Raw genomic sequence first — 15,844 nt, forward strand, 5'->3', positions numbered from 1 at the left:
CCACGCCCCCCCCCCCCCCCCCCCACTCCACCCCCACCACCCCCACCCCCACCCGCCCCCCCACCCCCCCCCGCCCCCCCCCCCCCCCCGACACCGTGCGCAGCATGCGCATGGCGATCGCGGTCAACGCGCTCGGCCTGCCCGCGGCGGCCGTGCCCGTCGGCGTCGCGGACGGGCTGCCCCAGGTGGTGCAGGTCATCGGCCCGCGCCATCGCGAGGACCTGTGCCTGGACGCCGCGGCGGCCCTGGAGGACCGGCTCGGGATCCTCACCCCCATCGACCCGCGACAGCCCTGACAGATCCGCGCCGCCGAGAGGAGCAGCCGCATGACCACCACCCTCGACGTGGACCGCAGCGAGCCGGCCGTGACGGAGCCCGACCTCCACCGCGCGATCGCGAGGGTGCTGCGCCGCTGGCCCTCGGCCGGAGTGGCGGTCGCCGTCGTCCGCGACGGCTTCCCGCCGCGGTTCCTCGGCCACGGCGTGGCCGACGTCTCCTCCGGCCGCCCGGTCGGCGAGCGCACCGTGTTCCGTGTCGGCTCGCTGACGAAGGTGCTCACCGCGGTCGCGGTGGTGCAGCTGGTCGAGCAGGGCGTGGTCGACCTCGACGCACCGGCCGCCGACCACCTCCGGGCCTTCCGGCTCGTCCCGACCAGGGCCGGTGTCCGGCAACCCACGGTGCGCCACCTGCTCACCCACACCGGCGGCGTCGGGTACTGGCGGCGGCGGTCCGACCTGCTGCGGCACCCGGGCGTCGGCTCCGGGGACGTCGCCCGCTCGATCGTGCCGCCGGCCGAGTTCTACCGCGACGGCCTGCCCGTCGACGTGCAGCCCGGGACGAGATGGGCCTACAGCAACCACGGCTTCGCCACGCTCGGCCAGATCGTGGAGGAGGTCTCCGGCGAACCGCTGGACAGGTACCTGCGCGAACACGTCTTCGGCCCGCTGGGGATGGCGGACACCGAGCTGGTCCTCACCGAGCGGCTGCGCGTCCAGCTGGCCACCGGGTACACGCTGCGTCGCGGCCGGCTGTCGGCGGTGCGCTCCCGGGAGGTGCCCACGCCCGGCAGTGGCGGCGCCTGCTCGACCGCCCCGGACATGGCGCGTCTCGTGGCGGCGATGCTGCATGGCGGCGCCGGCGAGCACGGCCGGGTGCTCGCCGCGGAGAGCGTCGCGTCGATGTTCCGCCCGCACTTCCGGCCCGATCCGCGGATGGCCGGCATGGGCCTGGCCTTCGACCGGCACGAGGAGCGGGGCCGGACGCTCGTCGGCAAGACCGGCATCCTCTCGGGCTTCCTGTCGGCGATCGGGATGGCGCCCGACGAGGGGGTCGGCGTCGTCGTCCTGGGCAACACCGGCGGGCTGGACGCCCGGGGCGCGCCCGCGCCGCTCGCCGACGCGCTGATGCGGCTCCTGGCCGGGCTGCCGGAGGACCCCGTCCGCGACGACGTCCCCCCGCACCCGGAGGTGTGGCCGGCGCTGTGCGGCTGGTACGCCCCGGACGCCGGCCCGATCACCAACCTGTTCCCCCGGGTGGCGATGGGCGCGGGCGTGGAGGTGGCCGTCCGGCACCGGCAGCTGGTGCTGACCCCGCTGACGCCGGTGCCGGGGATGCGCACCGCGATGGTGCTGCACCCCGACGATCCGGACGACCCGCGGGTGTACCACGTCGCACACCCGCAGTTCGGCTGGAACCTGCGCGTCGTGTTCACCGAGGACGACCCGCCGCGGCTGTTCCACGACCTGATGTCGTTCGAGAAGCGACCCGACTGGCAGAACCCGCGGCGGTGGGCCACGGGCGCCGCCGGAGCCGCCGTCGCGACCGCCCTCGCTCGCCTGCCCAGAGGGGCGACACGACCGCCGGCCGGGGGGCATGCCCGGTGAGGTGAGATGGACAGGTCGACGGCGCAGGACCGGATGGGCCTGTGGCCCGACGAGCTGGGCTGGCCGTTGGACATCGGTGCAGTGGCCGTTCTCGACGGCGCCCGACTGCTGGATGCCGACGACCGGCTGCGCCTCGACGCCGTCCGGGAAGCGGTCGCCCGCCGCCTGCCCGAGGTGCCGAGACTCCGCCGGACGCTGCTCACGCCGCGGTGGTTCCTGGGCGGACCGCTGTGGGTGGACGCGCCCCGGCTCGCACTGGCGGACCACGTGCACGAGGTCGGGCTGCCGCCGCCCGGCGGCGAGCGACAGTTGCTCGACGCGGTGGAGGAACTGCGCGCCCGGCCGTTCGACCGACCCCGGCCGCTGTGGCAGACGTGGTTCCTCACCGGGCTGCCGCAGCGGCGGGTGGGCGTCTACATCCGGGTGCACCACGCGATCGCCGACGGCGTGGCCGGGGTGGCGACGCTGGGCGCGCTGTTCGACGCCGTGCCGGACCCGCCGTCGCCGCCCGCCGTGGAGTGGACGACGGCGCAGCCGCCCGCGGCCGGTGAGCTGCTGCGGGACCACCTGCGCCGCCGCGGCCGGACGGTGCGCCGCGCGCTGCGCGTGGCGGCCCATCCCGTCGCCACCGCCAGACGGGTGCGGGGGGCCTGGCCGGCGGCGATGGTCGGCATCCTCGGCGAACGGGCACCGCGCAGCAGTCTGAACCGCCCGATCGGCGGTCACCGGCGGCTCGTCGTCGTCCGCGCCGGTCTCGACACCGCCCGGCAGGTCGCGCACGGCCACGGCGGCAAGGTCAACGACGTGCTGCTGACCGCCGTCGCCGGCGACCTCCGGGAGCTGCTGCTCTCGCGGGACGAACCCGTCGACGGCCTGGTGCTGCGGGCGTTCGTGCCGGTGTCGCTGCACACCGAGGGCGTCGGCCGGCCGCAGGGCAATCAGGACGGGGTGATGGCGGTGCCGCTGCCGGTCGGCGAGCCCGACCCGGTGCGCCGGCTGGAGGTGATCGCCGCCGACACCCGTGCACGCAAGCAGCGCACCCGCTCGCCTGGGCTCAACGCCCTGCCCGTCGACTTCCTGCAGCGGGCCGCCGGGCGCATGGCCACCCGCCAGCGGACGTACCACCTGTCGGTCACCGACGTGCCCGGTCCGCCCCGGCGGCTCTTCCTCGCCGGCGCGCCGCTGCTGGAACTCGTCCCGGTCGTGCCGATCGGCGGGAACCTCACCCTCGGCGTCGGCGCGCTGTCCTACGCCGGGCAGCTGTCCCTCGTCGCCGTGGCCGGCCGGGACACCTGCCCGGACGTCGAGGTCTTCGCCGACGGGGTGCGTACGGCGCTCCAGGACCTGGCCACCTCCGTGACATCGTCCCTCGTCCCGCCGCCCCGGGATTGGAGCGACCGAGCCCCCGAGCAGGCGGCTGGTCCTGGGGTTGCGCTGTCGCCGGGTCCGTCGTCACCACCTCCGGACCGCTGAGCGCTCGGCGCATACGGGGACGTCGGCTTGACGGGGGTCCGGCGATCGCCGTCGTGGCGGTCGTCGGTGGATGGGGCCGCGCCGGTGCGGGAGGGGCACCGGACGACCACCGCACCACTGCACCACTGCGCCACCCGGTCCTCGCCGCAGCCAGCGCGGCCCCCGTCAGGGAGAACCCTGGCGGGGACCGCGGGGAGGCTGCAGGTCAGGGGCGGTGCCGCCCCGGTCGATCAGATGTCGTAGCACATCGCGTGATCCCAGAGCTCGATCGACCATGATCGGTAGTCGCCGAAGAGGACGGTGGGCCTGTGGTCATGCCACCGAGGTCATCGGTCGCCGGTGACACCGGAGCCCGGCCCAAGGCAACGATCCTCGGGCCGGGCTCCGTTCACCTTCTGGCTCCGGCGCTGGTCAGCCACCCCAGGGACAGGGGCGCTGGGCTGCCATGGCTCCGGGCGTGCAATATGCCGCGCCCAGCCGGCGGGTCCCGGTGACGTTGACGCCCGGCGTTGCCAACCAGACAGGTGCGCGCCTCGGAAGGTGTGCTCAGGGCGGATGTCGGGGGAATGGACGTCAGGCTGTGGCAACGATGTCGTAGATCTCAGGCGCTTCCAGTCGGACGCCGAGGTCGTGGATCTGGGACACGACGGGGCCGAGCGCTTCCCGCGGAAAGTTCGCCGAATCCTCGTCCTGCCAAGTGCTGATCGCCACCGAGGTGCCAGCCTGACGGTTCAGCGCGCCTTGGAAGGAGACGAATCCCGGCTGCTTCTTGATGACGTCGGCGGAGGCTTCAGTCAGCGCGATGAGCTGCTCCTCGCTCGTGCTGGGGTCGAAGGTCCCGCGAGTGATCCGCACCTTCATGAGACGGTCCTCCGGGTTCAGGTGGGTGGGGGGCGTCCCACTCTCTTCCCGGTGCCGCTTCCGCGCCAGCCCCGGGTGCGCCGCTCCTCGACTGCTGTCCCGCGATCCGGCCGAGGACCTCAGCAGTCCCTCGTGGCGGCAGCAGTCCTCCCTGCGGCCGCACGGACAACCCCGTCGAGGCGGAGCCCCGCCGGAGCGGACCAACGCCAGCGGGACTCCGTTCACGTGCTGGCGTCCGGCGTTGGCCGGGCCACCCCAAGGGGCAGGGGCGTAGGGCTTCCATCGCTGAGGCGTCGTCCCGTTGAGGCGCGCCGAGGGCTCCTGAGACACCGCTGAGACATGAGAGGGGCCTGACCCGGACGACGACAGTCCGGGTCAGGCCGCCTTGTGGGACTCAGATGTCGTAGTACATCGCGAACTCGTGCGGGTGCGGGCGCAGGCGGATCGGGTCGATCTCGTTCTCCCGCTTGTACTCGATCCACGTCTCGATCAGGTCGGGCGTGAAGACCCCGCCGTCGACCAGGTACTCGTGGTCGGTCTCGAGGTTGTCGAGGACGGCGTCGAGCGACGCGGGCACCTTCTCGATGCCCAGGGCCTCCTCGGGCGGCAGCTCGTAGAGGTCCTTGTCCACCGGCGCGGGCGGCTCGATCTTGTTCTTGATGCCGTCGAGGCCGGCCATGAGCATCGCCGAGAAGGCGAGGTAGGGGTTGGCCGACGGGTCGGGCACGCGGAACTCGATGCGCTTGGCCTTGGGGCTGTCCCCGGAGATCGGGATGCGACAGCAGGCCGAGCGGTTGCGGGCCGAGTAGACCAGGTTGATCGGCGCCTCGTAGCCCGGCACGAGGCGGTGGTAGCTGTTGGTCGTCGGGTTGGTGAAGGCCAGCAGCGACGGGGCGTGGGCCAGCAGGCCGCCGATGTAGTGGCGGGCGGTGTCGGACAGGCCCGCGTACCCGGTCTCGGCGTGGAAGAGCGGCTCGCCGTCCTTCCAGAGGCTCTGGTGGCAGTGCATGCCGGAACCGTTGTCGCCGAACAGCGGCTTGGGCATGAAGGTCGCCGACTTACCGGCCGCCCAGGCGGTGTTCTTGATGACGTACTTGAACAGCATCAGGCTGTCGGCGGCCGCCAGCAGGGTGTCGAACTTGTAGTTGATCTCCGCCTGGCCGGCGGTGCCCACCTCGTGGTGCCCGCGCTCGAGCTGGAGGCCGCAGGCCTCGAGGTTCTTCATCATCGAGGCGCGCAGGTCGCTGTAGTGGTCGTAGGGCTCGACCGGGAAGTAGCCACCCTTGGCCCGGGTCTTGTAGCCCAGGTTGGGGCCGCCGTTGACGCCGGTCAGCGAGCCGGAGTTCCACGACCCCTCGACCGAGTCGATGTGGTAGTAGCCCTCGTTGATGCCGGTCGAGTGGCGGATGGAGTCGAAGACGTAGAACTCCGCCTCCGGGCCGAAGTAGGCGGTGTCGGCGATGCCGCTGCTGGCCAGGTACGCCTCGGCCTTCTTCGCCACGTTCCGCGGGTCGCGGGAGTAGGCCTCCCGCGTGATCGGGTCGTGGATGAAGAAGTTCACGTTCAGCGTCTTGTGCTGCCGGAACGGGTCGACGAACGCGCTCTTGGCGTCCGGCAGCAGCAGCATGTCCGACTCGTTGATGGCCTGGAAGCCGCGGATCGACGAGCCGTCGAAGCCCAGGCCATCGGAGAAGGTGTCCTCGCCGAACGTCGACGCCGGGATGGTGAAGTGCTGCATGACGCCGGGCAGGTCGCAGAAGCGCACGTCGACGAACTCGACGTCGTTGTCGCGGATGTAGGCGGCGACCTCGTCGGGACTGGTGAACATCGATCCTCCGGGAGTGGGCGGACAGCCGCTCGCACGCTATGGCCGGGGGGTTGCCCGGCGGTGTCCCGTCTGTTTCGGGGCGGTAACAACGGCGCCGGCGTGTCGCAGTGAGGTCCTGGAACGGCCCTCCTGCAGGGGCCCGCGCCGAGCGGAGCGAGGCGTGGGGGGCAGGAGGGTCCTTTCACTACGCTGGTGGGCATGGTCAGGGACGCGCAGCCACCCTCTCAGGAGCGACGGCGGGGCGCCTCCCTGGGCCTGCCCGCCGACGGTCCGGGGTCGCTCGCGCCCTTCGGCACCCGGGTCCTGGCGTTCCTGGTCGACGCGTTCCTCTCCGCCGTCGTCGCCGGCCTGTTCACCGCACCCGACCTGCCGGGCAACTGGAGCCTGCTGTCGTTCGCGGTCGTGTACGTCGTCTTCCTCGTGGCGCTCGGGCAGACGCCGGGCATGCGGCTGCTGGGGCTGCGGCTGGCCCACCCGAACCCGGCGGCCCGGCTGGCGCTCTGGCGGGCGGTCGTGCGCACCGGGCTGCTCGTGCTGCTGGTGCCCGCGCTCGTCGTCGACTCCGACGGCCGCGGCCTGCACGACCGGCTGACCGACACCGCCGTCGTCCGCGATCGCTGACGTGATCGTCCGCCGGGAGCGGCCCGCCGAGCACGCGGCCGTGGAGGCCCTGCACCGGGCGGCGTTCCCCACGGACGCCGAGGCCCGGCTGGTCGGCGAGCTGCGGGAGGACGCCGGCTTCCTGCCGCACCTGTCGCTCGTCGCGGTCGACGGTGACGACGTCGTCGGGCACGTGATCGCCAGCCGCGGCTGGATCGAACCCCTGGGCGCCCCGGCCCTCGGCCTCGGTCCGATCGGCGTGCGGCCGGAGCGGCAGCGGCGGGGGGTCGGCACGGTGCTCGTGCACGCGCTGGTCGCCGTCGCGGAGGCAGCGGGGGAGTCGGTGGTCGCGCTGCTCGGGGACCCGGCCTACTACTCGCGCGCCGGCTTCGTCCGGGCCTCCGACCTCGGCATCGAGCCGCCGGACCCGGCCTGGGGCGGACACTTCCAGGCCCGCCGCCTGGCCGGCCCGGAGCAGCGCGGCACGTTCCGCTACGCCGAGCCCCTCAGCCGGCTCTGACGGTCTCCCTGCAGGGGCCCGCCGCGAGCCTGCGAGCGGTGGGGCAGGGAGGTCCTCCGTCAGCGGCGGCGGACCTGCCGCTGGCTGACCGTCATCTGCCGGCCGCCGGGCAGCGGGCCGCCGGGGACGGGCATCCGGGCGCCGCCGAGGGCGGCCATCCGCCGGCCGAGGCTGTTGACCTCGGCGGCGGAGAGGTTGCGCGGCAGCTTCATCACGTGGGTGCTGAGCTTGCGCAGGGGGACCTGGCCCTCCCCGTCACCCACCATGATGTCGTAGATCGGGGTGTCGCCGACGACGCGGGCGATCTTCTTCTTCTCCTGGGCGATCAGGCCGCGGACCCGCGCGGGGGAGCCCTCGCCGACCAGGACGATCCCGGGCCGGCCGAGCACCCGGTGGACGGCGTCGAGCTGGGCGGTGCCGGCGACGCCGGCGCTGACCCGCCAGTCGCCGCGCATGCCCTCGAGCACCCACGCCGCGGCGCCGGGCTGGCCCTCCACCTGGCGGTAGGCCGACCCCTGCGCCCGGCGGCCGAAGACGATCATGGCGGCGAGCAGGCCGAGGATGAGGGCCAGCGGCAGGAGGAGGAAGGGGGCGCCGAAGAGGATCGCCACCAGCTCGACGACGCCGGCCACCGCCACGAAGGCGATGAGCATCAGCCAGGGCAGCTTCGGGTCGTTCTTGCGCGTCAGCGAGTAGGCCTGCCGGATCATGCGGACCTGGTTGCCGACCCGCTTGAGCCGGCCGACCTTCGGCTGGCCGTCCTTGCCGAGCTTGGGGGCCTTGCCGGCCTTCGCGGCCCGGCCGCCCTCGCCCTTGCCGCCGGCCGCGGTGGCGCCCGACGCGGTGGCACCGCCCGTCGACCGGCCGCGTCCGGCGGCGCCGGGACCGCGCCCCGCCTTGCCGGTCGGGGCGGGGGGGTCGGTGGGCTTGCTGCGTGCCATGTCCCCAGGATACGGGCGTGCGGGCGGGCTCCCGGGGGACCGGCGGGCCGAGCAGCCCCGAGGGGTCAGACCGACCGGGTCAGGCCGCGGGCCTCGACGGCCTGCTGGTAGAGCCGTCCGGCCCGGTAGGAGCTGCGCACCAGCGGCCCGGCGAGCACGCCGGGGAAGCCGATCTCCTCGGCCTGCTGCTGGAAGCCGACGAACTCGTCGGGCTTCACCCAGCGGACGACGGGGTGGTGCCGCGGCGAGGGGCGCAGGTACTGGGTGATGGTCAGCAGGTCGCAGCCGGCCTCGTGCAGGGCGTGCATGGTCTCCACGACCTCGTGCGGCTCCTCGCCCATGCCGAGGATGAGGTTGGACTTGGTGACCAGGCCGGCCTCGCGGGCCGCGGTGATGACCGCCAGCGACCGCTCGAAGCGGAAGCCCGGGCGGATCCGCTTGAAGATCCGCGGCACGGTCTCGACGTTGTGGGCGAGCACCTCGGGCCGGGAGGAGAAGACCTCGGCGAGCTGGGCCGGGTCGGCGTTGAAGTCGGGGATGAGCAGCTCGACGCCGCAGCCGGGGACGGCGGCGTGGATCTGCCGCACCGTCTCGGCGTAGAGCCACGCGCCGCCGTCGGGCAGGTCGTCGCGGGCGACGCCGGTGACCGTGGCGTACTTCAGCTGCATCGTCGCGACGCTCTCGGCCACGCGGCGGGGCTCGTCGGTGTCGAGGTCGGCGGGCTTGCCGGTGTCGATCTGGCAGAAGTCACAGCGCCGGGTGCACTGGTCACCGCCGATGAGGAAGGTGGCCTCGCGGTCCTCCCAGCACTCGTAGATGTTGGGGCAGCCGGCCTCTTCGCAGACGGTGTGCAGGCCCTCGCGGCGGACGAGCGACCTCAGCTCGGTGAACTCCGGCCCGGTCCTGAGCCGGGTCTTGATCCACTCGGGCTTGCGCTCGATGGGGACCTGGCTGTTGCGCACCTCGAGGCGCAACAGCTTCCGTCCGGCGGGCTCGACCTTCGCGGGGGAGGGGGTGGGGGCCGCCGTCTCGGTCATGACCTGCACGGTACCCCCGGACGCGCACCGCCCCCGCGGCCACGAGGGACGGCGGGGGCGGTACGGAACGGCTCCGGGGAGGCTCAGGCCTGCCCGGCCGCGGGGCCTGCGGTCGGACCCTCCTGCGCGCCGCCGCCGCTGGTGAACGGCTCGGGAGCGGTCTGCGTGGGGTCGGTGTCGCCGGCGTCGTCGTCACCGGCCACGTTCTGGGCGTCGCGGATGCCCATGTCGGACTCGGCGGGTGCCGAGTCGCCGGCGACGAACATCGCGTCGGAGACGGTCTTGCCGGACTGGTCGTTGCTCGGGGAGCTGGGCACGGGGTCCTCTCGGTAGCTGGGCACGGGCCCGTCACCGGCGGGAGCCGGCGTCCACGGGTCCTCCTTCTTGCGGCGCATCAGCACCGTCGCCGCGGCGACCGCCGCGACCACGGCCAGCAGCCACGGCCAACGCCGCGGCTCCGGCTGCGTACCCACCGAACGGCTGATCCTCCCGGCCTTCCGCGCGGTCTTCCTCTTGGCCTTCCTCGTCCTCACCGCTGCCCTCCTCCCGGCCTTCGCCGTCCCGCCGACGAGCTCGGCGCGGCGGTGCTCGAGCTCGCCCAGCGCGGTGCCGACGCCGGCGACGAGGCTGTCGCGGGCGCTGCCCAGCGCCGGGACGACGGTGTCGCGGGCGGCCGCGACGCGGGGGGCGACCTCGGTGGCCAGCGCGGCGCGGGTCGCCTCCTGCGCGGCCTCCAGGCGCGGCGCCAGGTCGGCGGCGGCCCGGGCCGCCGCCGCGCCCGCGGCGGTCAGCGCCGCGGTGACCGCGGGACCGGCGGTGTCGCGGGCCACCACGACGCGGGGGGTGAGCGCCTCGACGGCGGCGTCGACCTTCTCGCGGGCCAGCTCCAGCGCGGGGGTGGCGGCGTCGCGGGCGGCGTCCACGCGCGGGGCCAGCGCCTCCAGCGCGGAGCTGACGGCGGGGGCGGCGACGGCGACCGCCGCGGCCACCTTCGGGGCGACCGCCACGCGGGCGGCGTCCAGGACCGGGCCGGCCGTCTCACGGGCGGCGTCGACGCGGGGGGCCAGCTGCTCCGCGGCGGCCCGGCGGGCCTCGGTGACGGCGGCCCCGAGGTGGGTCAGGCTCTCCTGGAGCTCGGCCCCGATGACCTGGCCGGGGGACTCGGCCCCGACGACCTGGTTCCGGGACGGTGAGCGGAACACGGGATGTACCTCCGGGTGATCGACTCCGGCCATCCTGCCCGCTCCACCGGATCGGCACACCCCGAGCCGGCGCCGTCCGTCCGCCGCCGGCAGGCGCCGTCAGGCGCTGCGCACCAGCGGCCGGCGCTCGGCGGCCAACCAGCGCAGCAGGTCCCCGACCGGCATCGGCCGAGCGACGGCGTAGCCCTGCGCGACGTCGCAGCCCAGGCCCGCCAGCCGGGCGGCGGTGACCTCGTCCTCGATGCCCTCGGCCACCAGGCTCAGCCCGAGGTCGTGGGCCAGCGCGACGGTGTGCCGCACGATCGCCGCGGCGCGCTCGTCGTCGGCCACGTCGGCGGTGAGGCTGCGGTCGAGCTTGAGCTCGTCGGCCGGCAGCCGGCGCAGGTAGGCCAGTGAGCTGTAACCGGTGCCGTAGTCGTCGATCGAGGTGCGCACGCCCAGGCGGCGCAGCTCGGCGAGCACGGTGCGGCCGCGCTCGGGGTCGGCCATGAGGGTGTCCTCGACCAGCTCGAGGGTCAGCGCCGCCGCGGGCAGCCCGCGGCGGGCCAGCTGCGCGCCGACCTTCCCCGGCAGGTCGAGGTCGGCCACGTTGGCCGCCGACAGGTTCACCGACACCGGGACGCCGTGGGTGTCCCACCACTGCGCGACCGCGTCGAGCGAGCGCTCCAGGACCGCGTCGGTCAGCGGGCGCAGCAGGCCGGCCTGCTCGGCGGCGGGCAGCACGGCGGCGGGGCCGAGCAGGCCGCGCTCGGGGTGGTGCCAGCGCAGCAGCGCCTCGACGCCGACCACCCGGCCGTCGTCCATGGCGACCTGCGGCTGCAGGTGGACGTCGAGCTCGCCGGCGACCAGGGCGGTGCGCAGCTCCTCCATCGTGCGCAGCCGCTCGCCCGAGCCGCTGGAGGGGTCGGGCACGTAGACGTGGACGCCGGTCCGCTCGGTCTTGGCCGCGTACATGGCGACGTCGGCGCAGCGCAGCAGCTCCTGCACGTCGTCGGCCGGGACCGGCGCGGTCGAGACGCCGATGCTCACGCCGACGTGCAGCCGGATGCCGTCGACGGTGAAGGGCCGGCGCAGCAGGTCGTGGACGACCCCGGCCCGCTCGGCGGCGGTGCCCAGGTCGGCGCGCGGCAGCAGCACGGCGAACTCGTCGCCGCCGAGGCGGGCGAGCACCTCACCGGGTCGCAGCGCGGGGGCCAGCCGCGGGCCCACCTGGCGCAGCAGCTGGTCGCCCGCGCCGTGTCCGAGGCTGTCGTTGACCTCCTTGAACCCGTCGAGGTCGAGCAGCAGCAGGGCGGCCGGGCGCGTGGTGGTGGCCACGGCGAGCACCCTGCGGGCGGTCTCGAGCAGGGCGCGGCGGTTGGGCAGGCCGGTCAGCTCGTCGGTACGGGCCTCCTGGCGGACCGCCGTGAAGGTGCGGACCTCGCGGAAGGTGACCGCCGTCCGGGCCAGCGCGGCGAGCACGCAGGCGACGGCGACCCACCCGGCGCCGGCGGGCAGGTCCCCGCCGAACCCGGCCGCGAGGACGGTGAGCGCGGCCAGCGTTCCGGCCAGCGGCAGGGCCACCAGCCGCCAGGTGATCCGGACCCCGCCGTCATCGGCGCGCGGCGCCGGGTCACCGGTGGTGCGCTGGGCGGCGACCGCGGCGCAGAGGACGCCGGCCAGCCAGACCAGCTCGAGCGGGCCCCCGTCGGTGTACCGGCCGGCGGCGCTGAGCACGAACAGGGCGGCGTCGGCCACGGCGAAGAACGCGACCGCCCCGGCGGCCAGCAGCAGCGTGCGGTCGACGTGGACGCCGAGGACGGCGCACACGCCGGCGACCACCCCCAGCAGCAGGACGTCGGCCGCCGGCCAGGCCAGTTGCAGCAGCGAGACGGTGCCGGTGGCGGCGGAGAAGGGACCGAGCACGAAGCCGATGCCGACCGCCGTCGTCCCCAGCGCGACGACGATCCCGTCGAGCCACGTGCTGGCGAGGAACCGGGTCACGCGGGCGCGGATGAAGACCAACAGCGCCACGTAGAGGCTGACGTAGGCCACCGCCACGCTGGCGTCGCCGACCAGGGAGGGCGACGTGCCGGCCTGGCCGGTCTCCAGGATGCGGACCACGTTGCCGAGGGCCCCGGCGACGAGCGTGGTCGCCAGCGCCCGCCAGCCGAGGGCCTCGCGCGGGGCCGTGCGGGCGGTCAGCCAGCACGCGGCACCGGCGGCCAGCCACGGCAGGTGGTAGACGACGACGTCGTAGACGACGTCCCACGCGGCGCCGGCGGGTCGCGGGCCCACGCCGGTGGCGAAGGCAGCCACGCCGAGGACCGCGACCAGCAGGAGGAGGTCGCGGGGACCGGCTCCCCGGAGCCGGGAGGACACCGCTGCGGGACGCACGGGTACTGCATCGGCGGGCGCGGCGGCCGGGTGCACCGGGACGCACCGGGTCCGACCCCTCCGGGTGAGACGGCGCCGCGCGCTAGGCTGGGGGTGTGACCGGCGGACGCCTGCTTCTCCGGCCGTGCTGACCTGATCGACCTGTCAGCACGGCGACCCCTCCTGTGTGAGGGGTTTTTTCATGTCCGCCGACGGATGACCCCGGGAGCACCGCGATGAGCCAGACGGCGAGCCAGCCCACCACCGAGCCTGCCGAGGAAGGGGTGCCGCCGCACCGCTACACGCCGGCGCTGGCCCAGCGGATCGAGCTGGCGTGGCAGGACCGGTGGGCGGCCGAGGGCACCTTCCACACGCCCAACCCGACGGGCCGGCTGTCCGAGGGCTTCGACCGGGTCGCCGGCCGGCCCAAGGCGTTCCTCATGGACATGTTCCCGTACCCCTCGGGTGCGGGCCTGCACGTCGGGCACCCGCTGGGCTACCTGGGCACCGACGTGACCAGCCGGTTCCGGCGCATGGACGGCGACAACGTGCTGCACCCGATGGGCTACGACGCCTTCGGTCTGCCGGCCGAGCAGTACGCCGTGCAGACCGGTCAGCACCCGCGGATCACCACCGAGGCCAACATCGCCGCCATCCGGGCGCAGCTGCGCCGCCTGGGGGTCGACCACGACGAGCGCCGCACCTTCGCCACCATCGACCCGGGCTACTACCGGTGGACCCAGTGGATCTTCCTGAAGATCTTCGGCGCCTGGTTCGACGAGGAGGCCGGCCGCGCCCGTCCCGTCGAGGAGCTGGTGGCCGAGCTGGACGCCGGCACCCGCGAGCCCGCGCCGGGCACTAACCCCTCGGGGCTACCGTGGGCCGAGCTGGCCGACGCCGACAAGCGCCGCGTCGTCGACGCCCACCGGCTGGCCTACCGCCACGAGGCGCCGGTCAACTGGTGCCCGGGCCTGGGCACGGTGCTGTCCAACGAGGAGGTCACCCCCGACGGCCGCTCCGAGCGGGGCAACTTCCCGGTGTTCCGGCGCCCGCTGACCCAGTGGATGATGCGGATCACCGCCTACGCCGAGCGGCTGCTGGCCGACCTGGACCGGCTGGACTGGTCGGACTCGGTCAAGCAGATGCAGCGCAACTGGATCGGCCGCTCGACCGGCGCGCGGATCCGGTTCCCCGTGGGCGAGGAGTCCGTCGAGGTCTTCACCACCCGCCCCGACACGCTGTTCGGCGCGACCTACATGGTGCTGGCGCCCGAGCACCCGCTGGTCGAGACGCTGACCGCGGACGCGTGGCCCGACGGCACCGACCCGCGCTGGACCGCGGGCGCCGCGACCCCGGCCGAGGCGGTGCGGGAGTACCAGCGGCAGGCCTCGCGCCGCTCGGAGCTGGACCGGCAGAACGAGAGCCGGGAGAAGACCGGCGTCTGGCTGGGCGTCAGCGCCGTCAACCCGGTGGACGGCCGGGAGCTGCCGGTCTTCATCGCCGACTACGTGCTGACCGGGTACGGCACCGGCGCGATCATGGCGGTGCCGGGGCAGGACGTCCGCGACTGGGAGTTCGCCGAGGTGTTCGGCCTGCCGATCGTGCGGACGGTGCAGCCGCCGGCCGACTTCGACGGCGGCGCCTGGACCGGCCCCGGCCCCGCGATCAACTCGTCTAACGCGGACCTGTCCCTGGACGGCCTGGACGTCGACGCGGCCAAGGCCGCGATCGTCGAGTGGCTGGTCGCGCACGGGTACGGCGAGGCGACGACCACCTACAAGCTGCGCGACTGGCTGTTCAGCCGGCAGCGCTACTGGGGCGAGCCGTTCCCGATCGTCTACGACGAGGACGGCCTGCCGCGGGCGGTGCCCGAGTCCATGCTGCCGGTGCTGCTGCCCGAGGTCGACGACTACTCGCCCAAGACCTTCGCCGACGACGACGCCGAGTCCCAGCCCGAGCCGCCGCTGTCGCGGGTCACCGAGTGGACCACCGTGGAGCTGGACCTGGGCGACGGGCTGAAGACCTACCGTCGCGAGACCAACACGATGCCCAACTGGGCCGGGTCGTGCTGGTACTACCTGCGCTACCTGGACCCCTCCGACGACACCCAGATGGTCGACCCGGAGCTGGAGCGCTACTGGCTGGGCCCGCGCTCGCCCGGCGACGTCGGCGGGGTGGACCTCTACGTCGGCGGGATGGAGCACGCGGTGCTGCACCTGCTGTACGCGCGCTTCTGGCACAAGGTGCTGCACGACCTGGGTTACGTCTCCAGCGAGGAGCCGTTCCGGCGGCTGGTCAACCAGGGGTACATCTCCGCCTACGCCTACACCGACGAGCGCGGCTTCTACGTGCCCGCCGCCGACGTGGTGGAGCAGGACGGGCAGTTCCTGTACGAGGGCAGGCCGGTCAACCGTGAGTACGGCAAGATCGGGAAGAGCCTGAAGAACATGGTGACGCCCGACGAGATGATCGGGGCCTACGGCGCCGACACGTTCCGGGTCTACGAGATGTCGACCGGCCCGCTGGAGCAGTCGCGGCCGTGGGACACCAAGGCCGTCGTCGGCTCGCAGCGGCTGCTGCAGCGGATCTGGCGGGTCGTCGTCGACGAGGAGACCGGTGCGGTCCGCGCGGCCGACGACGTCGCCCCGTCCGGCGACGTGCTGCGCGCGCTGCACCGGGCCATCGCCGGCGTGCGCGACGGCATGGCGACGCTGCGGTTCAACGTGGCCATCGCCCGCATCGCCGAGCTGACCAACGCGCTGACCGCGGCCTACGGCGCGGACTCCCCGGTGCCGCGGGCCGTGGCCGAGCCGCTGGTGCTGCTGGTCGCGCCGCTGGCGCCGCACCTGGCCGAGGAGCTGTGGGCGCGGCTGGGGCACTCCGACTCGGTGGCGTGGGCGCCGTTCCCGGTGGCCGACGAGCAGTGGCTGGCCGAGGACACCGTGCAGGTCGCCGTCCAGGTCAACGGGAAGGTGCGGGCGCAGGTGACCGTGCCCGCCGACGCCGACGCGGCGGCCCTGGAGGAGGCGGCACGGGCGGACGCGAAGGTGGCCGCGCAGCTGACCGGGAAGACGGTGCGGCGGGTGGTCGCCGTCCCGGGGCGGCTGGTCAACTTCGTCGTCGCCTGACGGCGTTCCGGGCGGG

12 protein-coding genes are annotated in these 15,844 nt (G+C 74.4%); 6 read left to right on the forward strand and 6 right to left on the reverse strand.

The genetic code is table 11. The features are described 5' to 3' along the window. Positions 1-104: 104 nt before the first annotated feature. From ACI79V_RS22300 to ACI79V_RS22310, 3 genes are read left to right on the forward strand one after another with little or no spacing between them, the layout of a single operon-like run. The gene (locus ACI79V_RS22300; RefSeq protein WP_456892830.1) at positions 105-296 is read left to right on the forward strand and encodes a hypothetical protein; all 192 of its coding nucleotides are present in this window, start codon (positions 105-107) and stop codon (positions 294-296) included. A gap of 30 nt (positions 297-326) precedes the next feature. Beyond that, positions 327-1,883: a serine hydrolase domain-containing protein gene (locus ACI79V_RS22305; RefSeq protein ID WP_456892832.1), complete on the forward strand. Its 1,557-nt coding sequence runs from the start codon at positions 327-329 to the stop codon at positions 1,881-1,883. Positions 1,884-1,889: 6 nt separating this feature from the next. Beyond that, positions 1,890-3,356 (forward strand): wax ester/triacylglycerol synthase family O-acyltransferase, encoded by a 1,467-nt coding sequence (locus ACI79V_RS22310; RefSeq protein ID WP_456892834.1) that lies wholly within the window; start codon positions 1,890-1,892, stop codon positions 3,354-3,356. A 573-nt stretch (positions 3,357-3,929) separates the two neighbouring features. Here the strand turns inward: ACI79V_RS22310 and ACI79V_RS22315 are convergent. Next, positions 3,930-4,217, reverse strand: a complete 288-nt coding sequence (locus ACI79V_RS22315) for a hypothetical protein (protein WP_456892835.1) — start codon at positions 4,215-4,217, stop codon at positions 3,930-3,932. Positions 4,218-4,611: 394 nt separating this feature from the next. Next, positions 4,612-6,045: a type I glutamate--ammonia ligase gene (gene glnA, locus ACI79V_RS22320; RefSeq protein ID WP_456875474.1), complete on the reverse strand. Its 1,434-nt coding sequence runs from the start codon at positions 6,043-6,045 to the stop codon at positions 4,612-4,614. A 198-nt stretch (positions 6,046-6,243) separates the two neighbouring features. Between glnA and ACI79V_RS22325 the strand changes: the two genes are divergently transcribed. Both ACI79V_RS22325 and ACI79V_RS22330 read left to right on the forward strand, forming a co-directional pair. Further along, positions 6,244-6,666 (forward strand): RDD family protein, encoded by a 423-nt coding sequence (locus ACI79V_RS22325; protein WP_456875475.1) that lies wholly within the window; start codon positions 6,244-6,246, stop codon positions 6,664-6,666. Position 6,667: 1 nt separating this feature from the next. Further along, a complete protein-coding gene (locus tag ACI79V_RS22330; protein WP_456892837.1) occupies positions 6,668-7,165 on the forward strand; it encodes a GNAT family N-acetyltransferase in 498 nt (165 codons plus the stop codon). 59 nt (positions 7,166-7,224) lie between these two features. Here ACI79V_RS22330 and ACI79V_RS22335 read toward each other — a convergent pair whose 3' ends face one another. From ACI79V_RS22335 to ACI79V_RS22350, 4 genes are all read right to left on the reverse strand, one after another. Continuing rightward, positions 7,225-8,106 carry a DUF4191 domain-containing protein gene (locus ACI79V_RS22335; protein WP_456892839.1) on the reverse strand — a complete coding sequence of 294 codons (882 nt, stop codon included), beginning with the start codon at positions 8,104-8,106 and terminating at the stop codon, positions 7,225-7,227. Between the two features lie 65 nt (positions 8,107-8,171). Then, positions 8,172-9,143, reverse strand: coding sequence for a lipoyl synthase (lipA, locus tag ACI79V_RS22340; RefSeq protein WP_456892841.1), 972 nt, complete (start codon positions 9,141-9,143; stop codon positions 8,172-8,174). 83 nt (positions 9,144-9,226) lie between these two features. Further along, positions 9,227-10,345 (reverse strand): hypothetical protein, encoded by a 1,119-nt coding sequence (locus ACI79V_RS22345; RefSeq protein ID WP_456892843.1) that lies wholly within the window; start codon positions 10,343-10,345, stop codon positions 9,227-9,229. Positions 10,346-10,444: 99 nt separating this feature from the next. Next, positions 10,445-12,721: a putative bifunctional diguanylate cyclase/phosphodiesterase gene (locus tag ACI79V_RS22350; protein WP_456892846.1), complete on the reverse strand. Its 2,277-nt coding sequence runs from the start codon at positions 12,719-12,721 to the stop codon at positions 10,445-10,447. A 215-nt stretch (positions 12,722-12,936) separates the two neighbouring features. Here ACI79V_RS22350 and leuS point away from each other — a divergent pair, with 215 nt between their 5' ends. Then, positions 12,937-15,828 carry a leucine--tRNA ligase gene (gene leuS, locus ACI79V_RS22355; RefSeq protein WP_456892848.1) on the forward strand — a complete coding sequence of 964 codons (2,892 nt, stop codon included), beginning with the start codon at positions 12,937-12,939 and terminating at the stop codon, positions 15,826-15,828. Positions 15,829-15,844 lie beyond the last annotated feature (16 nt).

It is taken from the genome of Geodermatophilus sp. SYSU D00700 (assembly GCF_054050255.1).